At 30.4% G+C, this 21,461-nt stretch carries 22 protein-coding genes and 1 tRNA gene; 10 read left to right on the top strand and 13 right to left on the bottom strand.

Translation table 11 applies throughout. The features are described 5' to 3' along the window. Positions 1-149 precede the first annotated feature (149 nt). The 7 genes from scpA to Q4512_RS14540 form a co-directional block, all read right to left on the bottom strand. Positions 150-2,270, bottom strand: coding sequence for a methylmalonyl-CoA mutase (gene scpA, locus Q4512_RS14510; RefSeq protein WP_303425929.1), 2,121 nt, complete (start codon positions 2,268-2,270; stop codon positions 150-152). 9 nt (positions 2,271-2,279) lie between these two features. Then, on the bottom strand, positions 2,280-2,957 hold the full coding sequence (locus Q4512_RS14515) for a hypothetical protein (RefSeq protein WP_303425930.1): 678 nt from the start codon (positions 2,955-2,957) through the stop codon (positions 2,280-2,282). Between the two features lie 4 nt (positions 2,958-2,961). Beyond that, complete coding sequence (locus Q4512_RS14520) at positions 2,962-4,317, bottom strand: methylmalonyl-CoA mutase subunit beta (RefSeq protein WP_303425931.1); 1,356 nt, start codon at positions 4,315-4,317, stop codon at positions 2,962-2,964. Then, positions 4,310-4,612, bottom strand: coding sequence for a septum formation initiator family protein (locus Q4512_RS14525; RefSeq protein WP_303425932.1), 303 nt, complete (start codon positions 4,610-4,612; stop codon positions 4,310-4,312). The genes Q4512_RS14520 and Q4512_RS14525 overlap by 8 nt, the downstream gene beginning before the upstream one ends. After that, positions 4,612-5,220 (bottom strand): uridine kinase, encoded by a 609-nt coding sequence (gene udk / locus Q4512_RS14530; RefSeq protein ID WP_303425933.1) that lies wholly within the window; start codon positions 5,218-5,220, stop codon positions 4,612-4,614. Before udk ends, Q4512_RS14525 begins: the two co-directional genes overlap by 1 nt. 107 nt (positions 5,221-5,327) lie before the next feature. Then, the gene (locus Q4512_RS14535) at positions 5,328-7,523 is read right to left on the bottom strand and encodes a T9SS type A sorting domain-containing protein (RefSeq protein WP_303425935.1); all 2,196 of its coding nucleotides are present in this window, start codon (positions 7,521-7,523) and stop codon (positions 5,328-5,330) included. Positions 7,524-7,573: 50 nt separating this feature from the next. After that, complete coding sequence (locus tag Q4512_RS14540) at positions 7,574-8,680, bottom strand: PQQ-dependent sugar dehydrogenase (protein ID WP_303425937.1); 1,107 nt, start codon at positions 8,678-8,680, stop codon at positions 7,574-7,576. Between the two features lie 98 nt (positions 8,681-8,778). Here Q4512_RS14540 and Q4512_RS14545 point away from each other — a divergent pair. Further along, positions 8,779-8,853: transfer RNA gene (locus Q4512_RS14545), tRNA-Pro, on the top strand. Positions 8,854-8,897: 44 nt separating this feature from the next. Here Q4512_RS14545 and Q4512_RS14550 read toward each other — a convergent pair. Further along, complete coding sequence (locus Q4512_RS14550; RefSeq protein WP_303425939.1) at positions 8,898-10,262, bottom strand: NAD-dependent succinate-semialdehyde dehydrogenase; 1,365 nt, start codon at positions 10,260-10,262, stop codon at positions 8,898-8,900. Between the two features lie 191 nt (positions 10,263-10,453). Between Q4512_RS14550 and Q4512_RS14555 the strand changes: the two genes are divergently transcribed. The 5 genes from Q4512_RS14555 (at position 10,454) to Q4512_RS14575 (ending at position 14,148) form a co-directional block, all read left to right on the top strand. Beyond that, entirely contained in the window at positions 10,454-10,786 is a 333-nt protein-coding gene (locus tag Q4512_RS14555; RefSeq protein WP_303425940.1) for a YtxH domain-containing protein, read from the top strand. 3 nt (positions 10,787-10,789) lie between these two features. Further along, positions 10,790-11,137 carry a hypothetical protein gene (locus tag Q4512_RS14560; protein ID WP_303425941.1) on the top strand — a complete coding sequence of 116 codons (348 nt, stop codon included), beginning with the start codon at positions 10,790-10,792 and terminating at the stop codon, positions 11,135-11,137. A gap of 4 nt (positions 11,138-11,141) precedes the next feature. After that, the gene (locus Q4512_RS14565) at positions 11,142-11,342 is read left to right on the top strand and encodes a DUF6327 family protein (RefSeq protein WP_303425943.1); all 201 of its coding nucleotides are present in this window, start codon (positions 11,142-11,144) and stop codon (positions 11,340-11,342) included. A gap of 136 nt (positions 11,343-11,478) precedes the next feature. Beyond that, positions 11,479-13,023: a hypothetical protein gene (locus Q4512_RS14570; RefSeq protein ID WP_303425945.1), complete on the top strand. Its 1,545-nt coding sequence runs from the start codon at positions 11,479-11,481 to the stop codon at positions 13,021-13,023. A 21-nt stretch (positions 13,024-13,044) separates the two neighbouring features. Beyond that, entirely contained in the window at positions 13,045-14,148 is a 1,104-nt protein-coding gene (locus Q4512_RS14575) for a DUF748 domain-containing protein (protein WP_303425947.1), read from the top strand. 46 nt (positions 14,149-14,194) lie between these two features. Here the strand turns inward: Q4512_RS14575 and Q4512_RS14580 are convergent, their stop codons facing one another. Then, the gene (locus Q4512_RS14580) at positions 14,195-15,229 is read right to left on the bottom strand and encodes an AraC family transcriptional regulator (protein ID WP_303425949.1); all 1,035 of its coding nucleotides are present in this window, start codon (positions 15,227-15,229) and stop codon (positions 14,195-14,197) included. Positions 15,230-15,449: 220 nt separating this feature from the next. Between Q4512_RS14580 and Q4512_RS14585 the strand changes: the two genes are divergently transcribed. The 3 genes from Q4512_RS14585 to Q4512_RS14595 all read left to right on the top strand — a co-directional run bounded on the left by Q4512_RS14585 (position 15,450) and on the right by Q4512_RS14595 (position 16,851). Continuing rightward, entirely contained in the window at positions 15,450-16,106 is a 657-nt protein-coding gene (locus Q4512_RS14585) for an SOS response-associated peptidase family protein (RefSeq protein WP_303425951.1), read from the top strand. A gap of 136 nt (positions 16,107-16,242) precedes the next feature. Beyond that, positions 16,243-16,404: a DUF1328 domain-containing protein gene (locus Q4512_RS14590; protein WP_303425953.1), complete on the top strand. Its 162-nt coding sequence runs from the start codon at positions 16,243-16,245 to the stop codon at positions 16,402-16,404. Positions 16,405-16,536: 132 nt separating this feature from the next. Further along, positions 16,537-16,851, top strand: a complete 315-nt coding sequence (locus tag Q4512_RS14595) for a hypothetical protein (RefSeq protein WP_303425955.1) — start codon at positions 16,537-16,539, stop codon at positions 16,849-16,851. Positions 16,852-16,865: 14 nt separating this feature from the next. On the opposite strand, the gene Q4512_RS14600 is transcribed toward Q4512_RS14595, so the two are convergent. From Q4512_RS14600 to Q4512_RS14610, 3 genes are read right to left on the bottom strand one after another with little or no spacing between them, the layout of a single operon-like run. Beyond that, positions 16,866-17,267, bottom strand: coding sequence for an arsenate reductase family protein (locus tag Q4512_RS14600; protein ID WP_303425956.1), 402 nt, complete (start codon positions 17,265-17,267; stop codon positions 16,866-16,868). A 25-nt stretch (positions 17,268-17,292) separates the two neighbouring features. Next, a complete protein-coding gene (locus tag Q4512_RS14605; protein ID WP_303425957.1) occupies positions 17,293-18,294 on the bottom strand; it encodes an AI-2E family transporter in 1,002 nt (333 codons plus the stop codon). Between the two features lie 21 nt (positions 18,295-18,315). Beyond that, entirely contained in the window at positions 18,316-19,221 is a 906-nt protein-coding gene (locus tag Q4512_RS14610; protein WP_303425958.1) for a YihY/virulence factor BrkB family protein, read from the bottom strand. A gap of 216 nt (positions 19,222-19,437) precedes the next feature. On the opposite strand from Q4512_RS14610, the gene trxB reads away from it, so the two are divergent. Then, positions 19,438-20,421: a thioredoxin-disulfide reductase gene (trxB, locus tag Q4512_RS14615; protein ID WP_303425959.1), complete on the top strand. Its 984-nt coding sequence runs from the start codon at positions 19,438-19,440 to the stop codon at positions 20,419-20,421. A 99-nt stretch (positions 20,422-20,520) separates the two neighbouring features. Here trxB and Q4512_RS14620 read toward each other — a convergent pair whose 3' ends face one another. After that, positions 20,521-21,369, bottom strand: coding sequence for a GIN domain-containing protein (locus Q4512_RS14620; protein WP_303425961.1), 849 nt, complete (start codon positions 21,367-21,369; stop codon positions 20,521-20,523). Between the last annotated feature and the right edge of the window lie 92 nt (positions 21,370-21,461).

Here is a 21,461-nt window from a genome sequence, read left to right on the forward strand (position 1 = left end):
GCAATTTGTATATTTTAATAAATCATGCTTCATGGTAATAATACTTCAACTCGTTTTGTGGAGATGTAATTTAGAAAAAATAAATAGGTCTTTTAAGTATTGTTATATTTTTTAAGAGTTAGAAAGGTTGAATTTAACAGTTTGTTTTATTAATCAATTAATATTTCTAAAATTTTAATTGCAGCATCACTAATTTTAGTACCAGGACCAAAAACAGCAACAGCTCCAGCATCGAATAAATATTGATAGTCTTGTTTTGGTATTACCCCTCCAACAATAACCATAATATCTTCGCGACCATATTTTTTAAGTGCTTCTATTACTTGTGGTACTAGGGTTTTATGTCCTGCAGCTAATGACGATACACCAAGAATGTGAACATCATTTTCTACTGCTTGTTTTGCTGCTTCTTGTGGTGTTTGAAAAAGTGGGCCTATATCGACATCAAAACCAACATCTGCATAACCAGTTGCTACTACTTTTGCACCACGATCATGACCGTCTTGTCCCATTTTTGCAATCATAATTCGCGGACGTCTACCGTCTTGTTCTTCAAATTTATCTGCAAGTTCTTTTGCTTTAGCAAAAGATTTATCATCTTTAATTTCTTTACTATACACGCCAGAAAAGGATTTAATTTGTGCTTTGTAGCGACCGAATTCTGCTTCTAAAGCATCACTGATTTCGCCTAAAGTTGCTCTTTCTCGAGCTGCAATTACTGCTAAAGCTAGTAAATTTTCTTCACCTGTTTTAGCAGCTTTAGTTAAATTCGCTAATGCTTGGTTTACTTTCTCGTTATTTCTTTCAGATTTAATTTTGTTTAAACCTTCAATTTGTTGTAAACGTACGGTTTGGTTGTCTACTTCTAAAGTAGCAATAGCATCTTCTTGTTCTAAAACATATTTGTTTACACCAACAATAATATCTTGGCTAGAATCTATTCGCGCTTGTTTTCTTGCAGCAGCTTCTTCAATTCTAATTTTTGGTATTCCAGCTTCAATAGCTTTAGTCATGCCTCCAAGTTCTTCTACTTCTTCAATTAAAGACCATGCTTTTTGTGCGATATCATGTGTTAGTTTTTCTACATAATAACTTCCTGCCCAAGGATCTACCGTTTTTGTAATATTGGTTTCTTCTTGTAAAAATATTTGTGTGTTTCTTGCTATACGTGCAGAAAAATCTGTTGGTAAAGCAATAGCTTCATCTAAAGCGTTGGTGTGTAAAGATTGTGTTCCACCAAAAGCTGCTGCAGCTGCTTCGATCGTTGTTCTTGCTACATTGTTAAAAGGGTCTTGTTCTGTTAGACTCCACCCAGAAGTTTGGCAATGTGTTCTTAAAGCCAAAGATTTTGGATTTTTTGGATTAAATTGTTTTACCAGTTTAGCCCATAACATTCGAGCAGCACGCATTTTAGCGATTTCCATAAAGTGGTTCATGCCAATTGCCCAGAAAAAAGATAATCTAGGCGCAAAGGTGTCAATATCCATTCCTGCCGCTAAGCCTTTTCTTATGTATTCTAAACCATCAGCTAGTGTATATGCTAGCTCAATATCACAGGTTGCTCCAGCTTCTTGCATGTGGTAACCCGAAATACTAATGCTATTAAACTTTGGCATGTTCTTACTAGTGTATTGAAAAATATCTGAAATAATTTTCATAGATGGTGTAGGAGGATAGATGTATGTATTTCGTACCATAAACTCCTTTAAAATATCGTTTTGTATGGTTCCAGCTAAGTCTTCAGGTTTTACACCTTGTTCTTCAGCAGCAACAATATAAAATGCCATGATTGGTAAAACAGCTCCATTCATGGTCATAGAAACCGACATTTTATCTAATGGAATTTGATCAAAAAGCACTTTCATGTCTTCTACAGAATCTATTGCAACTCCAGCTTTACCTACATCTCCAACTACGCGTTCATGATCGCTATCGTAACCTCTGTGTGTTGCCAAATCGAAAGCAACAGAGAGCCCTTTTTGTCCTGCTTCTAAATTACGTCTATAAAAAGCATTGCTTTCTTCTGCGGTACTAAATCCTGCATATTGCCTAATAGTCCAAGGTCTACGAACATACATGGTAGAATATGGACCACGAAGGTTTGGAGCAATTCCAGCTACAAAACCTAAATGTTCGACATCTTGAATATCCTTTTTATTATAATTGGACTTTACAGGAATGTCTTCGGCAGTTAGAAACGGACTATTAGCTTTTGTTTTTTTGCTTTTAGTTTCCGTGTTCAAGGTAATATGTTGGATGTTTTTACGCATAAGTTTATTTTACTGCTTTACCGGACGCTTATTAAAATCTACTTTAGAATTGTTAGCGTTTGGATTAAAAATTGGCTTCGTGTTTTCTTGTTTTGTAGCTTTTGGTCTGTTAAAATCTACATTAGTGAAATCTGTTTTTAATATTTCTACATAAAAGTATTCTAAGGCAACATACAAGGATAAATATTTGTCACCATTTACTTTATGTGTTTTTGTTTGTAATGCAGGATTAAATAATTGTTTACTAAAACTATTGGTTGCTACTAGAGCATTAAAGGTTGTTTTAATACCTTCTTTTTTCATGTTCTCAGCGATACATTTAATAAGCGGGTTGTTATAATTTACTCCTTTTCCTGTTATAAACCCAGATTCTTTAAGCGCATTTGCTAGCGCTACAGAGTGTTTAGAAGCAAACAGGGTTGGGTCTATTTTTTTTCCTGTGGCTTGTTTTGTGAAGGTATTGTATGCACGAATAGGATTTTGTTGTAAAAGATCATAAAACGGTACAAAATCTTTTTCGAAAGAATATAATGCTTCGTTTAATAATTCATTGTCTAAGTCCCCGCAATTAATTACTTGAACTTCGTTATTAAATTGATAATCTGCAAAAGATGACTTTTGCTTTTTACAGCTTGAAAAGTTAATGATTATGGTTAATAATAAAAGTTTAATACTAATGTTTTTCATGTGTTTAATTTTCGGTTTTTACTCTCTCTTGTTCTATGTTTTCAGCCAAGCGTTTTTCAATAATTGGTTGTACTAGGGTTTTTCTAATATTTGTTTTTACAAAAGGGAAGAGTTCTAATTCGTCTTTCATTTTATCGTTTTTGTTAGGATGTTTGTTGGTTCCTAATAAAACGATTTCACCTGTATTAAACTGTTCTTGCTCTTTTGCAGCACTTTCTTTTATTTTTCTTTGGATAGTGCCTTCTTTTAATTGGTTTAAAAAGCCTCCTTGTGCTTCAATATCTTTAAATAGCTCTAATGCTTTTTCGGCTAGTTGCTTGGTTAAGCTTTCAATGTAATAAGTACCTTCGGAAGCATTTTCTACTACATCAAAATAGCTTTCATTTTTTAAAATTAGTAATTGATTACGTGCTATACGTTCCCCAAACTCATTGTTCTTGTGGTAAATAGCATCATAGGCTAAATTGCAAATGGTATCCGCTTCTCCAAGTATGGCACTCATGCATTCTGTTGTAGTTCGAAGCATGTTTGTATTGTAGTCGTATATAGTTTTGTTTCGTTTTGTTGGTGTTGCAAAAATATTACAATTTGCTTCTAGGTTATATTCCTTAATTAAGGCATTAAATAAAATACGTAAAGCACGAATTTTAGCAATTTCGAAGAAATAATTTGTGCCAACAGAAATATTAAAAATTACTGTTTCAACTTTTGTGTTTTCATGTAAGTGATTGAAGTATTCATTGGTTTTTGCTATTGCATAAGCCAATTGTTGCACCATTGTTGCTCCTGCATTTTGATAAAGAGAAACATCAATACTAAAAGAATTAGTTTGATTAACAATGGTTTCAAAATGTTGGTGGTCTTCTTTTAGGTTTGTAAACCAGTTTCCAGATTTTGCTAAATTACCAATAATATCTGTGTTAATATGTAAACCTGCTTTTGAAGTAATTGAATCAAGTTCTTTTACAAAGTTGGAGTCTAAAAACTGTAATTCGAAATACAAGCTCGTTATTTCAAGATCTATATTATACAGTAAATTGTTTATTACAACTTCTTTGTTAGGAATAATAAATAGAATGCTCTCTGCACCACGTTGTATGGCATCGATAGCTTTTTTGTTACTTAAAGCTACATCGTGAACAAATATAGATTGGCAGATAAGCCATTTTTTTTGGTTAGAAATATTTTGAAAATCTTCGTTAAAGTCATCGGCATGATAAAACGGTTTTACATGAATACCTTCGTTAGATTTCCAGATTAACGTATCATTGTAGTCTGCACCTTTTAAGTCTGCTTGAATTTTTTGTTTCCATTGTTTAGAAGAAACTTTTTCAAAATCAGTAAATAATTTTTTAGTCATTTTTCTTCGTTTTTAAGCTGTCTTCGTATTCTATAATATAAATTTCTTCCTTTTCGCGTTTCATGTAATATTCTTCGCGAGCAAATTTTTCTAATCCTTCGTCTGTACTTAGTTTTTTAAGTTCTTTATTATCTTTTTCAATTTCTTTAAGGTAAAACTTTTTTTCGTCTTCAAGATCGTTAATGTTGTTATTTAATTCGTTATGAATGAGTAACGAGTTTGCATCAAAAAACAGCATCCAGATAGCGAATATTACAAAAATAATAAGGAATATGTTTTTAAAATATTTTAGCATTAACTAATTCTTTCATTAATAATAGTTCTAACTATATCTACAGCAACTGTATTGTATTTGTTGTTTGGTATAATTATATCTGCATACTCTTTCATCGGTTCAATAAATTGTTGATGCATTGGTTTTAGTGTTGTTTGGTAGCGTGTTAAGACTTCGTCTAAATCTCTACCTCGTTCTGCAATATCTCGTTTAAGCCTTCGTATTAATCGTTCATCACTATCGGCATGTACAAATATTTTAATATCGAACATATCACGTAACTCCCGATTTGTAAGAATTAGAATCCCCTCTACAATCATTACTTTTCTTGGCATGGTATGAATGGTGTCACCAGTTCTGTTATGCTTTACAAAAGAATAAACTGGTTGGTCTATTGGATTGCCATTTTTTAATTCTTTTAAATGTTCTGCAATTAAATCGAAATCGATACTTCTTGGATGATCGAAATTTATTTTTATTCTTTCGTCGTACGAAAGGTGCGAAGTATCTTTATAATAGGAGTCTTGTGATATTACACCAACTTCTCCTTCTGGTAATTCGTTAAGTATTTGATCTACAACGGTTGTTTTTCCACAACCAGTTCCACCAGCAATTCCTATAATAAGCATGAATTTTTTTTTGATTTAGATTCACAAATTTAATGAAATCTTCTACACGAGTTTTAAATATGGCCTTTAATTTATTACTATATTTTATTTGAAGTTATTTCTTTGAATTAGTTTTTAATGAATTTATAATTTTGAACACTATTGTTATTCGTAATACGTACGATGTATATTCCAGAAGCAAAGGAAGATACCTCTATGGTTTTATTATTTGTATTAGTATTTTTAAAGATGGTTTTTCCGTTAATGTCTAATATATTAATGGTGTATGGGTTGTTATTTTGAGTTGTAATATGTAGTTGATTTGTTACTGGGTTAGGGAATAATTTAAAGCTTTTTTTAGATGCCTCACTAGTGGATAATACACCAATTTGTGCTGTAGCTTCATTTGTAATAATTGCAGGATTAAAATCGAAATAAATATTAGATTTTGATCGTACAATATTACTATTTGAAAACCAGCTTTTTAGTTTTGCTTTATAAAGTATCCAGCCATGACTAGCAGGCTCGTTAGCATCTGCATGTGGTAGGTTAATGTTTTCAAAAGTATAGGTTAATTGATTGCTTCCATTTAACTGTACATTGGTATTATGACTAGCAGCAACTGGTTCAAAAGTATTATGCTCTATGTATTGATCTAAAGTTTCAGTAATTACTATGTTTGTTGCGGCGGCAGTCCCTTCATTTTGAAAACGGGTTAAAAAATGTAGATATCCATCAGATTGTTCTTGAGTAATATATGCTCCTTCTAAAATAGTTTTGTCATTTGGATCAAAAGAGTTTACAGCAATTTGGTTTAAAGTATATTGATTATTAATCGGGTTACTATCTGTGCTATTTTGTGTAGTTGTAGCAGTAAATGTTAGAATGTCATCCGATACAACTATTGGAGGAATACTTATTGTAAAACCAACAAAATAGTCTGTATAACTAAATGGTAATAAGTTGTTGTAATTCCATGTTAAACTATTGGATGTGTTAGCGTCACTAATTGGTGTTTGCTCAAATAATGTTGCTTGGGTATCGTTATAAGTCAATGTAACTGTTCCGCTTAGATTTGTACTTCCTTGATTATAAAGTTTAACAATATACGAGCTGTTAAATCCAGGGACGGCATTAGATTGCGGAATAATAATTACTTTTAAATCGGTGTAATTATCCGAAGAACTTACACAAAAATCAGCAGCATATGTTTCGTTAGATCCACTACTTGTAATAGAATAATTTGCTGGGTTCGCGGTAAATTCTGAGTTTAAATTTATAGAAGCAGTAGTATTGTAAGTATTTATATTTGGGATGTATATAGAATATTCTCCTAATTGATTTGTAAAACTAGAAAAATTAGCGCCACTCGTAGTTGCTTTTACTTTTCTGTTTGGAAAAGGTATTCCTGTACCACAATCATCGTTATTTGCATTAAAACTTACTTGGCCAGAAATTTTATTTGGTAACATATCGGTTAAGTTTGTTTTAATGCAGTCGTTACATCCACTAGGAGTTGGGCAGTTAAAGCAACTGCTATACTGGTAAATATCTACATAATTACAGTAGTCGTAAGCATCATAATCGAGATCTAATTGATAATAAGCATAGCCTATTGCAATATCTGTTTCATTTAAATAATACATTGCAGTAACGGGGTTGCCAATATAATTAGTAGTAGACGAAACTGTGACAGCTTCATTATTATAAAGGTTTGTTGGGTTTAAAGTGAATTGATCGTTAGGGAATAAAGCACCAAAAGTATAAGTGGATGAATTAATAGTATATTCAATTGCATCTCCTAGATCGACAATGTTGTTATTATTTAAATCTAAGTAGGTTTCCGATATTTCAAAAATGGTATTAGATTGATTCATTTCTATAAAGGTATAGTTGTTATAATAGTAACTATAATGGTCTGAAAAATCGGTTACTTCCGTATTACTTGATGCTGTTGCAGTAACTTGAAATTGAATATCATTATAACAATTATAATTATTTTCAATAATAACTGTCATAGTAATAATTTCGTTGGGGTATAAGGTTTCTGAGGATAAGTCGGGGCATGAAAACGAGTTGTAATTATTTTCACATAAAGTGTAAGAGTTAATAATTACGTTAGTATTATCTACTATTGAAATATTCGTTAAAGTTTCGTCTCCAGTATTTTTAATACTAAAAAATAGTGTTCTGTTTCCGTTGTATATTTCTGAGTCGTTATATAAATCTTCTGCAGAAAGAATAAATCCTATAGATGGGTTTTGTGCATGTATAAGAGAATTAAAAAAAAATAAAACGAATAGAAGTAGTAGTTTTTTTAGCATGATATAATATTGTTAATAGTTTTGTTTACAATAGATTGTCAAATTTAAGGTTATTTCTTCGGAATAATTTTAACTATCCCAACGTTTTCTACACCAACATAAATATAACCATCTGGTCCTTGAAGAACGCTGCGTACTCTACCAATTTCATTTAATAATCTATCTTCTTTAATTACTTTATTGTTTTTTAGCACACATCTATCTAAATACTGAAACTTTAAAGAACCAACTAAAAGATTTCCTTTCCAGTTTGGGTACATATTACTTGTAATAAAAGTCATGCCGCTTGGAGCAATAGAAGGATCCCAATAATGAAGTGGTTGTTCCATACCTGGTAAGCTGGTTTTATCTGTGATTTTTGTACCATGATAGTTAATCCCATAGGTTATTTCTGGCCAGCCATAATTTTTACCAGCTTTAATAATGTTTATTTCATCTCCACCACGAGGGCCATGTTCGTGAGTCCAAATTTCACCAGTAATGGGATGTTTTGTCATGCCTTGCGGGTTTCTGTGTCCATAGGAATATATAGCTTTTTTAGCATTTGGATTATTTACAAAAGGATTGTCTTGTGGAATAGATCCATCGTCTTTTAAGCGATACACTTTTCCGCCATCTTTAGTAATATCTTGCGGGTTTATATCTCTTTCTCCACGTTCACCAATGGTAAAGTATAAATAGCCCTCGTTATCAAATGTTATTCTTGAACCAAAATGTTGCCCTGCAGTAGTATTTGGTAGTGCTTTATAAAGCACCTTTTTGTTTACTAGTTTATTGTCTTCTAATTTTGCTCGCATAATAGAAGTGTGAGCACCATCATTTTCGTCATTAGAAGAAGCATAAGAAATATATAACCAACCATTTTCTTTATAGTTTGGATGCAGTGTAATATCCATTAAACCACCTTGGCCAAGCACTTCAATTTTTGGTAGGTTTGAAATCTCTGTTTTTTTATTGTTTTTGAAAAGAATCATTTTTCCAGATTTTTCATTTATTAAAATAGAACCATCTGGAAGAAAAACAAACCCCCAAGGATTGCTAAGACTTGGAACGACAACTTCATGTGAATGTGCCGTGTTTATGGGGTTTTTATCTTGTGCACAAGAATTGAAATGAATTAAAATTAGTATCGTTATAAATAAAAAAGGAAGCTTCATAAGTATTAAAATAAAAACTATTCACAATTTACTTCTTTTTCTTGTTTGTTTTTAAAGAAAAGCTATATATTTGCAATCCTTAAATGATAAAACATTTTCGGGGTGTAGCGTAGCCCGGTTATCGCGCCACGTTTGGGACGTGGAGGCCGCAGGTTCGAATCCTGCCACCCCGACTTTTAAAGCTCAACTTTTTGTTGGGCTTTTTTTATGCCTATAGTTATTTGTTTATGTAAACAGTTTTAATATTTACAAATTCATGAATACCTTCTTTAGATAGTTCTCTACCATAACCAGAAGCTTTTGTGCCACCGAAAGGTAATCTTGGATCTGATTTTACCAATTCATTAATAAAGAAAGCACCATCTGGTATTTTAGAAATGTTTTTAACAGCAGTATCTATATCTTCTGTAAATAACATGGTACCTAAACCAAATTTAGTATCTGTAGCTAGAGTTAGTGCTTCTTCTACATTTTTTACTTTAAATATTGGAGCAACAGGACCAAAAGTTTCTTCTGTAAATACAGCCATGTTTTTGGAAACATTTGTTAGAATAGTAGGTTCAAAGTATGCTTTATTTCTTTTATTACCTATAATAACTTTAGCACCTTTTTTTATAGCATCATCTACTTGTTTTTGTAAATCAATGGCTAGATCCTCTCTTGCAAGTGTAGCAATTTCTGTTTCTTCGTTTAAAGGATCCTTATATTTTAAAGCTTTTACCTTAGCGGTGAACTTCTCTAAAAAGGCTTCATAAATATTATTTGTAACAATAAATCGTTTTGCAGCAATGCAACTTTGTCCAGTGTTTAGCATTCTTGCTTTAACCATAGTATCTATGTACTTGTCTAAATTTGCGTCATCTAGAACTATGCATGCGTTATTACCACCTAACTCTAAAACAACCTTTTTTAAATTTTGACCAGCAATTTTAGCAATATTTCTTCCAGCTTTTTCACTTCCGGTTAGAGAGACTGCTTTAATAATATCGTCTTTTATTATTTTTTCTATGACGTTATGATTGGTTATTAATGTTTGAAAACAGCCTTTTTTATAACCTGCATCTTCAAAAATAGTTTGTATTGCAATTGCGCACCCAGTAACGTTAGATGCATGTTTAACTACAACCGTATTTCCAGCAGTTAAAGTAGGTATGGCGAATCGTAAAACTTGCCAAAACGGAAAATTCCAAGGCATAATTGCTAGAATAACTCCTAAAGGATCATAGCTAATAAAACTTTCATGTGCATCGGTTTCAATAATTTGATCTGCTAAAAAAAGGTCCGCATTTTTTGCGTAAAAATCACAAAGAAAAATACATTTATTAATTTCAGCTCTACTTTCTTTGATGGGTTTTCCCATTTCTAGGGTGATAAGTTTACTTAATTCGTCTATTCTTTCTTCTAAAATGTTTCCAACTTCATGTAATAATTGAGTACGATGTTTTAAGTTTTCTTCTTTCCAATCTTTAAATGTGTTCTCTGCTATTTTTAGCTTAGAGAATATTGCTGCTTCCGTTTCTAAGTTATAGGTTTGAATTGTCTCTTGATTATAGGGATGGATTGATTTTATAGTTTCTGACATCAGGTTCTGTTTTTATAAAAATTAGCCTTTAAGTTACTTGATAAGATTTTTAATTCCGTTAACATTATTATAATAAATATTAAGGTTTTCATAAAGTTTTTTTGAGCTAAAGATTGATTGTAATGAGTTAATGTTAGCTTTTGTTTGGTGGTATCTTTACATTAATTGTTTAACAAAAAAAAATAAAAACGATGAGTAATTCAAGTAATACATTATTAGGAATATTAGCAGGAACAGCAATTGGTGCTACACTAGGTATATTGTTTGCACCTGATAAAGGGGCTAATACTAGACAGCGAATTTCGGATGAAGCACAAGCTGCTAAAGAAAAGCTGGCAGAAACAGCAGTAGACTTAAAAGATAAGGTAGTAACTTCTGCTGTATCTAACAAAGAAAACCTTGATCAACAAGTAGAATCTATAGTTTCTAGTGCAAGTTATAAAGCAGAGGATGTGATTTCTACTTTAGAAAAAAAACTAAAAGATTTAAAAGAGAAGAATAAGAAATTACAAAAGACATCATAATTTATGAGTGTATTTGAATCCATAAATAATACCTCTGAAAAAGCTACAGATCTTGGTGAGAAGTATATTAAAACTTCACATGATTACATTAAACTAAAGACATTTCAGCAATTAACTTTTTCAATTAGTTTAGTAGTTAAGCTTTTTGCTGTTGGAAGTTTGGTGTTTTTGGGCTTAGTTTTTCTAGCCATTTCTGGAGCAATTGCAATTGGTAATGCCTTGGGGAGTTTTACCTTGGGTTGCTTTATTGTAGCATTAATTTTTATAGCACTAGCTGTTTTAATTTATGTTTTTAGAAAGTATATAGACCAGAAAATAATCAAAAAAGTTTCCATTAAATTTTTTAATTAATACTATGAAAACCTATAAATCATTTAAAGATATTGATAACGATTTAAGAAGACTTGACCTGGAGCGACAAATTGCTTGGGAAGAACTTAAACTCGTTAAAGAAGATATTAAAGAAGATTTACAACCAATTAATTGGGTGCGTTCTGCAATAAAAATGGCTGGTAAAATGGGAGGGTTTATGCTATTGAAAAAGATTATTAAATAAGTTTTTATCCAATTGTTTGAGCTGTCTAAATGGTCCTAGGTGGCTTTTATAGTATCTTCATAGTCTTATTCTTTACAACTTTCTTGTTTGTAGCTTAAGCTTTTTTATAAATTTTCTTGTTTTTCCAATCTAAACTATGCATCGATCCAAAATAACAATAAGTATACTTTTAGTGGGTGTTTTAGGATGCTTTTTCTTTCTTCAAAATAAATTTAAAACAGAAGTAATTCAAGCAATATACACTAAACTACCTAAAAACATAAAACTAGAATATGCCAATATACAAGTAAATGTTATCACGGGAACAATCGATATGGACTATCTAAATCTAAAAGTTTTAAATAGCGATAAAAATATTAGAGCAACAGTACATGCTAATCATCTTAAAGTAGATGGTTTTAAATTATGGCAGTTTGTTTTTAATAAAAAAGTAGTAATAGACAATGTTGTTTTTAGTGAGCCCAAAGCGGAATATTTTACACATTCAAATGAGCAATTTCAAAAAAGGAAGAATATTGGAGATGACAAATGGGATAAAACTGTAACTATTCATAATATTTCTATTGTAAACGGAGATATACAAGTAAAAGATGCAAATTCAAATAGGGTTTTCACTAGTGCAAAAGCATTTAATTTTAAGCTGAAAGATCTTCAATTAGATGCCGAAATAATAAAGCGAGACATGCCTTTTGTTTATAAAAATTATCATCTTACTACAAAACAATTTTTCACCACTTTAAGTGCTTATGAAACACTAAAAATAGATATATTAAGTATAGAAGATGAAGACTTAAATTTGAAAAATATTATTCTACAAACAAAGCTTTCAAAAGAAGAATTATCTAAGGAAATTGATGTAGAACGCGATTACGTAGATCTTCATATTCCAGAATTACTGATGCATAAATTAGATTTTGGTTTTAATACCGAAGGTCTTCTTGTAAAAGTAAACACCGTAAAAATTCAGCAACCCGATCTAAGTATTTATAGAGACAAAAGAGTGACAGATGACATGCAAACAAAAAAAATGTATAGTGAAATGTTGCGTGATTTACCGTTTTATTTAGCTATAAAAAATATAGATATTAGCAATGGAACTATAGAATATGCCGAAAGAGTAGCGGCTAGTGGTCCAGCAGGAAAACTGTTTTTTAAAACAGTAAATGCTAAGATAACTAATTTGGCAACCACTTTTAAAAATAGAGATACAACCGAAATTGTAGTTCGTTCTAATTTTATGGGAAAAGCACCAATGGAATTGAATGTTAGTTTTGACGTGAATAATACCCAAAATGCTTTTTTAGTTTCCGGACAATTCAAAGACTTCCAAGCCGAAATAGTAAATACCTTTTTTAAATCTAATTTAAATGCAAAAGCAGAAGGGGATATTGAACAGATATATTTTACATTTAGTGGAAATGAAAGGCATTCCAAAGGGATGTTAAAAATGAAATACAAAGCATTTAAATTTGAGATTTTGGATAAAAAGAATAAAGCCAAGACCTTATTAACAGCTATTGCTAGTATATTTGTAAATGATGGATCTAAAACCGATAAAGACGGTTATCGATATGGTGAAATACAAGTAGATCGTAACAACACAAAATCATTCTTTAATTATTTATGGATTAATGTGGAGAGCGGATTAATAAGTGCATTAACAGGAGACGGAAGTAAATAATATTTAATTGTAATATATAATATGAATACACCTATTATTTTCAAAAAGAAAAGATATATAATTCCCTTATTAATTATTGTAGCCTTAATAATTTTAAGATTAATGCTTCCTTTTCTTGTGAAAAAGCATGTAAATAAAGTTCTAGCAGATATTCCAGGTTATTATGGACAAGTAGAAGATATCGATATTTCATTAATACGTGGTGCGTATGTTATAGATAACTTGTACTTAAATAAAGTGAATGCAACCTCTCAGGTACCATTTTTAAATTTCAAAAAAACCGATATTTCTGTAGAATGGAAATCCTTATTTAAAGGTGAAATCGTTAGTGAAATTATAATGAATAGTCCCGAAATAATTTATGTTTTTGAGGATCAATCTGAAGACGCAAACGAATCTGATTTAGAGGATTGGTCTAAAGCTTTAACAGACTTGGTGCCAATTGATATTAATAACCTTGAAATTCATGATGGAAAATTTGCTTTTGTTGAGGTAACTGCCGAGCCAACTATCGATCTGCATTTAGATAAAGTAGAACTTTCTATGTCTAATTTAAGAAATGTAGTAGATAAGTCTGTAAAGCTACCTTCTACAGTCCATGCAAGTGCTATTTCTGTTGGTGAAGGAAACTTTACATTAGATGGGAAAATGAATATTATTAAAAAAATTCCGGACATGGATATCTCTTTTTCTCTAGAAAACGCAACGGTAACTGCTTTAAATGATTTTACAAATCATTATGCTAGTATTGATTTTGATAAAGGTGATTTTAATGTTTTTAGTGAAATCGCTATTGCTGATGGTTATTTAAAAGGTTATGTAAAACCCATTTTGAAAGATGCTATACTAATAGGTAAAGAAGATGGTTTTTTAGAAACACTTTGGGAAGGATTTGTTGGCTTTTTTAAATTTGTATTAAAAAATCAAAAAGTCAATACTTTAGCAACTAAAGTACCTCTAGAAGGAGATTTAAATACTGTAAATTCTAAAGTTTGGCCAACAATTACAAACATATTTAAAAATGCCTGGGTTGACGCATTTAAAAATGTAATTGACAACGACATAGATTTTAAAGATGCAGAAAATGGAGCTGATGAAAAAGAAAAAAAACAGCAAAAAAAATAAGGTAAAAAGAAGCTAAAAAAATATAATGAAGAATCGGATTTTTTATTTAAGATTCTTCTTCGATTAAAACTACAATCTGTTTTTTAAATTCATTTGGGGTTAATCCATATTTATCTTTAAAAATTTTCGAAAAATAACTTCTGCTTGTAAATCCTATAGAATATACTATCTGCGAAATATTTAAGTTGGTATTATTCATTAAATCTCTTGCTTTTTCTAATCGTACATGTCTAATGTATTCTGTAACTGTTTTCGCAAATAAAAATTTAAAACCTTCTTGTAGCTTTGCTTGCGACAAACCTGTTTCACTCGATAGTTCCTCTAATAGATAATTATCTTCTGGGTTTTTAACTATTTTTTCACCAAGTTTTTTAATTCTCTTTAAAACGGATTTTGAAAGTGGAATATCTAAAACTTCTGCACTATCATATTTGTTGTGTAATTCAATATGCATAGACAATAATTGGTATAATTCTCCTTCTGCTTTTAGTAACCTAATCATGCCTTTCGTTTTAATGTCTTGCAGCGCTTTTACACGATCTGCCATTTTTAAACTTATTGGACCATAATAAGCAAACTTATTATCATGTTGCTTATCCACAAAAACTTCATATAGTTTATTATTAAGCATATTAGAAATGTTTATTCGTTTGTTTAAAAACTTTTTACGAATAATTCGAATTGTATTTAACTCTATGTGAACGTCTTTTGGAAAATTAAAATGATGCGAAACATCGCTATCACAAGTCCCTATAAAGGAATGAAATTGTTCAATAGTAGTAAATTCTTCTTGATTACTAAACTTATGATCAAAAGAACCATTTAAAGAATAGGAAAATTGAATTGGATTAAATTTTGAAGGATCTGAAATAACTTTGGTGTTTTGAAAGAAAATAAGGTTAAACTCTACAAAACTAACTCCCCAATCAAAAGACATCGATCTGATGCATCCTTTAGCAAATTCGTTATCTATATCTAATACATTTTCTCCCCATTTTTGAGTAATAGTACCACCAATTTGTTCTTTAATTTGCTGAATACTATCCATAGTATTTTCAGCATTAATTTTAATAATTTTCATTAATTATAACAAACGGTTTAAAATATATTATATCTGATAAAGTAAAGGTATATAAAAAAAAACGAATACAGCTTCTCTTTTTGCTAGGTTATTGATAATTGAAACCCAATAAGCACAAATAATCTTCTTGTTTTAAAGTAATACTTAAATGAGCACCTATTTTTAGTATTACAATTAACGTATTAAATGAGTTCTTCTTTTATTGTAAAAAACGAATATTATGTTTTATAAATTACGAAACACTGCTAGTTTAAAAACGATAGAAGATACTTTTGAAGCCCAATTTAAGTATCCTAAGTTGTATAAACCAATACCAATTATTAATGGTTTAAAAGAAAGTACTTTGCCAATAATAACTATAGAAAAAACAAAGACTATCGATTTTTCAATTTGGGGGTTGTTACCTGTAGATTTTAAAGATAATTGGGCGGTTTTTCAAAATATATCGAACACCTTAAATGTGCCAGTAAATAACGTTACTAATGAAGATGTTTTTTATACCAAAAGTTTAAAAACGAAAAGATGTCTTATTGTTGTAAATGGATTTTATACCACATTTATTAGTGCAGGAAAAATTAAAACCTTTCTTGTCTATAGAAAAAACAATAAACCTTTTTGTATGGCTGGAGTGTATAACGAATTATCAGACGGTTTTAAGACTTGTTCTCTATTAATGATGCCAACAAAAAATAATTCTATTCCCAATTTTTCAAAAAATCAACCCGTAATTCTTAAAAGGAAATATTTTAACTATTGGTTAGATAAAAGCTATTCTTTTTCTGAAGTAAAAGCAATAATAAATAATCGGGATTATTATGATTTTCAATCGAAAGTTGTAAATCAGGAAATAATTCAATCTAGTGAGCTAACAAGCTAGAAACTATAAACATTCTATTAGAATACGGAAAGAGTTAAACGAAGTTTTGATATAGTTAAGCTTTAAGGTAAAAAAGATGGATCTTAGAGTATTGTAATGAACGTCGTTACAACAACAACTTAAAACCAAATATAATATGTTACGTTACGCAATCATTTTCGTTATTTTAGCAATAGTTGCTGGAATTTTTGGTTTCGGAGGAATATCTGAAGGAGCCGCAAGTATAGCAAAAATTTTATTCTATATTTTTATAGTGCTATTCATTATTTCCTTAATAACCGGAAGAAAAAAAATATAAAAAATTATTTAAAATTAAAACTGTTCTAAGCCTACAAGCAATTTTTTTATTAAAAAAAACAGTAGAATATTAATAATAAAAGGCAGTTTAATCTAAGGATTTTACTGCCTTTTTGTATAAAAAAAACATGAAATGGAATACGCTAAACATGAAATAGAATATATAGAAAGGCTAAAAAAGCATGGATATACCAATAATTTTAGACTTGTAAATGAAAAGCTAATAGAAGTAAATAGTAAAGGTGCATTTATGCCGCATCAAATTTATATTGATAAAGAAATGCGATTTGAAGGTATGAGTAATCCTTCCGATGCATCTATATTATATGCCATAACTACAAGTTCAGGACTCCAGGGAACCGTTTTGGCTAGTTATGGACCAACTGGAAATTTAGAATTGGCGGAGTTCTTTAAGAAAATCCCAAAAAGTAATATTAAAACACATTAATTACTATCTAGTTTTTATGGGTTTAAAGCCTTGCTATCCGGTTCCATGTATTTTATAAAATCCGAAGGAGTTTCTAATAAATGATAATGATTCCCTATATTTAAAATAGAACATTTTAATGTTTCTGGATGTTTTTGTAGTACTTTAATCCAATCTTCTGTGTTTAAATCTATATTTTTTTCATAATAGTTTTTTGTGAAATCTGGATGCTTTTGGTGCACCAAATCCGCCAACGGCATTTTTAAATTTTCAGCTATTTCAATCCATTGTGTTCCTGTAACTTTTGTTTTAGAAAGATCTATGGCTAAAAGTTTCTTGTTTGAAGCTTGTACGTATGGTAGCGTTTGCTTACCAATTGCTGTTTTAGAATTGTAATATAGTTTTATTTCTCTTTTATTTGTTGCTATTACACCCATTTTATTTTTCTTTTTTAGATTTGATTTATCGATATTCTTTTTTATAAATTTTTATTATTACGATAAGTAGGCTTAATAATAATGGACCAAAAATTAATCCTATAAAACCAAATAAAGGCACACCAATAATAACACCAATTAAGGTAATTAATGGGTGTACATTGTCTAGTTTTTGTAACACATAAAGTCTTATAATATTATCTGTAGATCCAACAATTAGTATTCCGTATAATAAAATTCCCCAAGCCTGAAAAGCATCACTATTGGCATAGGTTATTATAAATGCTGGAATAATACCTAACATGCCACCTACAAATGGAATCATAGATCCAATAGTAACCATTACAAACCAAAAAACGGGGTTCTCAATTCCAAAAATAAGGAAACCAATAAGCGCTACAACACCTTGTGCGATGGCAACTAAAGGGATTCCTATTGCATTAGAGCGCACCATAATACTAATGTCATCTCCTATAATTTTTAAATTATCGGTACTTATAGGTATGTATTCAAATAGACTTTCTCTTAATTTTCTTCGGTTCGTTAGCATATAATAAAGCAAAAAATACATAATAAATATAGAAATAGTAACTTCAAAAGTACTTCCTGCAAAACTTTGTAACTTTTCTGAAATAATTGATGAAACTTGAGAAGAGTCTATTTGATCATTTATATTAAACCCTAATAGGTTTTCCATTTTTTTAAACTGAGATGTTAGCGCATTAATAACGCGTTCCGAGTTTTCAGAAACATTACTTATTTTGTTACTTAGCATAAGTACAATACCTAAAACAGGTAATAGTATACAGATAACAGATAAAGCTAGTAAAACGAAAACCGCAAGTTGTGAATTCCATCCTTTTGCTACCATTTTCCTCATGGGTTTTCGTAGTAAAACATAAAAAGTTATTGCTCCTAGTACACCTGAAAAATATGGTGCCATTTCGAATATAATTATTGCCGCAATGCCTAGTATTAAGGAAAGCAAAAATATTTGATTGATAATTTTCTGACTAATATGATCCACTTTGAATAGAGGTTTTAATTATTATTTGTTATGTATAGATTCACTTGTTGGTTTAATTCCAAAACCATATTTTTCAGCATAAACTCTAGTGAATTCTGCTCCAAAAAACAAAATTAAACAGGAGTATGATACCCATAGTAGTATTAAAACCACTGTTCCTGCTGCACCATAAGTGGAATCAAAATCTGCACGTCCAAAATAAAGACCTAATAAGAACTTACCTAGAACAAATAAGATAGCAGTAATAAATGCGCCAATCCAAACGGATTTCCATTTTATTTTTGCATTTGGCAAATATTTAAATAAGAGAGCAAAAAGTACAGTAACCATGCTTAAAGAAAGAATGATATCTATAAAATAGGCTAAATAAACGATTACATCCGGGAAATTTCTGCTTAAAAATTTTGTAAGCGCAGAAATACCTGCAGTAATTATAAAACTAATCAACAGTAAAAAACCTAAGACTAAAATGAAAGTAAAACTTCTAGCTCTATTTAATAACATTCGCCAAAATGTTAATTGTAATGCAGCATCTATTTTCCAAATTTGATTTATAGAGATTTGTAAATGGTAGAAAACTCCAGAAGCACCAAAAACTAAAGTCCCAATGCCAATAATGGTAGAAACAATGTTTTTATCTGCATCTTGTGTTTCCGAAATCATTGTTTCTACCGCAGTTGCAGTATCTCTTCCTAAGGCCGTTGATATTTCATTAGTTAATTCACCTTTAACTACCTCTTCTCCTAGAATAGCACCAATTACATTAATAATTATTACTAATAACCCAGGCATAGATAGGATAGCATAGTAGGCAACAACAGCACTTAATCGAAATGGGTTTTCTGCATTCCAATCTTTATAGGTTTTAATTAGTAAATTGGGTAAATCTGCTAATTTAAATTTAGAATGTGGTTTTGTGTTTTGCAATGTTTTAAGTTTTTCATAAATTAAGTTATTTCGGATATTTAAATACCTTAATCGATATTTTTTTTAACCCAAAAAATAATTAGAGAATTATTGAAGAAGATAGAAGCGTTTTTTTATATCAATTATTCTTATGTTTTAATAACAACTGTTGATAACTTAAATGTAAGTTTTCTATCAAAAATCCTACTTTTGTATACCTAATAAGATACTAAAATTATGTCTGATACAATTGAAAAAGTAAAATGCTTAATTATTGGTTCTGGACCTGCTGGTTATACAGCTGCGATCTATGCCGCTAGAGCAAATATGAAACCTGTTTTGTACCAAGGTACACAACCGGGTGGTCAATTAACTACAACTAACGAAGTTGAGAATTTTCCTGGTTATCCTGACGGTATTACCGGACCTGAAATGATGATGGAGCTACAAAAACAAGCAGAACGTTTTGAAACTGATGTTCGTAATGGTTGGATAACGAAGGTAGATTTTTCAGGAGATGTTCATAAAGTTTGGGTAAATGAAACGAAAGAAATTCATTGCGATACTGTAATTATTTCTACTGGTGCCTCAGCAAAATATTTAGGATTAGAGTCTGAACAAAAATATTTAAAACTTGGAGGCGGTGTTTCTGCTTGTGCTGTTTGTGATGGGTTTTTCTATAGAAACCATGAAGTGGTTATAGTTGGAGCAGGAGATAGTGCTTGCGAAGAAGCACATTATTTATCGAAACTTTGTAAAAAAGTAACGATGTTAGTAAGACGTGACGAATTTAGAGCTTCTAAAATTATGGCTGCTCGTGTTGCTAATACAGAAAATATTGAAATTCTTTTTAATACGGAAACGGATGAAGTTTTAGGTGACGGACAAGTAGTAACTGGAGTACGAGTAGTAAATAATAAAACCAATGAAAAACACGATATTCCTGCAACAGGTTTTTTTGTAGCTATTGGGCATAAACCAAATACGGATATTTTTAAAGACGATATAGATTTAGACCCAACAGGTTATATTGTTTATGCAAAACCAGGAACCTCAAAAACAAATGTGGAAGGTGTTTTTGTAAGTGGTGATGCTGCAGATCATGTTTACAGACAAGCTATTACTGCTGCTGGAACAGGATGTATGGCTGCTTTAGATGCGGAGCGTTATTTAGCTGCTAAAGACTCGACTTTTGAGGTGAGTACTTCTAATTATAACTAGAAGTATAAAATACAAGTATTAAAAAGTGGCTAATGTTTAATTAAACTTTAGCCACTTTTTAATATAAGTAGATGTGGAGAAATTTAACACACACATCTTTTATATTTTCTTTTTATGTAATGTTGAGGTGTCTTTAAATTTATTTATAGTAATCTTAGGATCACCATAAAGATGCACATCACTTGTTCCTGAGGTTTCTAAAGTTAAATCATTTACTACATGTATTGTAGCATCACTAGAATCTTCAATAACTAAATTACAAGTATTGATAGATAAGTTTTTTGCCGAAAAATCGGAGGAGTTTATCGTGTTAAGTGTAGCGTGTTCTACATCACCTTCTAACTTTGCATAAGCACTTTGGTACATATCTATTTGTAAACTATCCGTTTCGATTAAAGCTTCGGTTTTACTGTTTTCGTTAAGTTCGATTAACACCTTATCGCTTTCTATATTAAGTTTTGATTTAGAACTAATCCCAAATGTGGATTTATTGTTATTTGTTAGTGTGAATTGTTTGTTTTTAATATTTAAAAACGCCTTAGAGTAGTCATTAATTATTAATATCAAAGAATCGTTTTTTAAGGTGTTTGCAGCACTCACTTCTGCATCTTCATTAATTTCTATTTTACGAAGTGATTTAGTAATATTCACTACTATATTTAATTTTTTACTAGATTGAATTTTTGCAGAAGTACTAAAATGAAGCACACTATCTTTTACAGAAAACTCAATAATATCATGTAAGTTTTCGTCGGTTTCAATTTCTACCGATGCAGCATCGCTTTGTATTAATTCAATTTCAAATTTTTCACCAAAAGAAATGGTGTTAAAATCATCTATTAAAGTTTCTACTGTAGTAACATTTTTATTTCCTTTTACTTTTTCTTGAGCAAAACTTGAAATTGCTAGTGTAGCAATACACAGTGTTATGAGCCATTTTTTAGCCATTTATTTTAAAGTTAATAGTTATACTACAAATATATACAAAAACCATCCCAAACTTGATTTTAAGTTTGAAATGGTTTTTTTGTACTGGAAAA

The organism is Oceanihabitans sp. 2_MG-2023 (assembly GCF_030547245.1).
GTDB lineage: Bacteria > Bacteroidota > Bacteroidia > Flavobacteriales > Flavobacteriaceae > Oceanihabitans.

Coding starts and splice junctions, on each gene's coding strand:
- scpA (WP_303425929.1), bottom strand. CDS start 2,270: ATGCGTAAAAACATCCAACATATTACCTTGAACACGGAAACTAAAAGC.
- Q4512_RS14515 (WP_303425930.1), bottom strand. CDS start 2,957: ATGAAAAACATTAGTATTAAACTTTTATTATTAACCATAATCATTAAC.
- Q4512_RS14520 (WP_303425931.1), bottom strand. CDS start 4,317: ATGACTAAAAAATTATTTACTGATTTTGAAAAAGTTTCTTCTAAACAA.
- Q4512_RS14525 (WP_303425932.1), bottom strand. CDS start 4,612: ATGCTAAAATATTTTAAAAACATATTCCTTATTATTTTTGTAATATTC.
- udk (WP_303425933.1), bottom strand. CDS start 5,220: ATGCTTATTATAGGAATTGCTGGTGGAACTGGTTGTGGAAAAACAACC.
- Q4512_RS14535 (WP_303425935.1), bottom strand. CDS start 7,523: ATGCTAAAAAAACTACTACTTCTATTCGTTTTATTTTTTTTTAATTCT.
- Q4512_RS14540 (WP_303425937.1), bottom strand. CDS start 8,680: ATGAAGCTTCCTTTTTTATTTATAACGATACTAATTTTAATTCATTTC.
- Q4512_RS14550 (WP_303425939.1), bottom strand. CDS start 10,262: ATGTCAGAAACTATAAAATCAATCCATCCCTATAATCAAGAGACAATT.
- Q4512_RS14555 (WP_303425940.1), top strand. CDS start 10,454: ATGAGTAATTCAAGTAATACATTATTAGGAATATTAGCAGGAACAGCA.
- Q4512_RS14560 (WP_303425941.1), top strand. CDS start 10,790: ATGAGTGTATTTGAATCCATAAATAATACCTCTGAAAAAGCTACAGAT.
- Q4512_RS14565 (WP_303425943.1), top strand. CDS start 11,142: ATGAAAACCTATAAATCATTTAAAGATATTGATAACGATTTAAGAAGA.
- Q4512_RS14570 (WP_303425945.1), top strand. CDS start 11,479: ATGCATCGATCCAAAATAACAATAAGTATACTTTTAGTGGGTGTTTTA.
- Q4512_RS14575 (WP_303425947.1), top strand. CDS start 13,045: ATGAATACACCTATTATTTTCAAAAAGAAAAGATATATAATTCCCTTA.
- Q4512_RS14580 (WP_303425949.1), bottom strand. CDS start 15,229: ATGAAAATTATTAAAATTAATGCTGAAAATACTATGGATAGTATTCAG.
- Q4512_RS14585 (WP_303425951.1), top strand. CDS start 15,450: ATGTTTTATAAATTACGAAACACTGCTAGTTTAAAAACGATAGAAGAT.
- Q4512_RS14590 (WP_303425953.1), top strand. CDS start 16,243: ATGTTACGTTACGCAATCATTTTCGTTATTTTAGCAATAGTTGCTGGA.
- Q4512_RS14595 (WP_303425955.1), top strand. CDS start 16,537: ATGGAATACGCTAAACATGAAATAGAATATATAGAAAGGCTAAAAAAG.
- Q4512_RS14600 (WP_303425956.1), bottom strand. CDS start 17,267: ATGGGTGTAATAGCAACAAATAAAAGAGAAATAAAACTATATTACAAT.
- trxB (WP_303425959.1), top strand. CDS start 19,438: ATGTCTGATACAATTGAAAAAGTAAAATGCTTAATTATTGGTTCTGGA.
- Q4512_RS14620 (WP_303425961.1), bottom strand. CDS start 21,369: ATGGCTAAAAAATGGCTCATAACACTGTGTATTGCTACACTAGCAATT.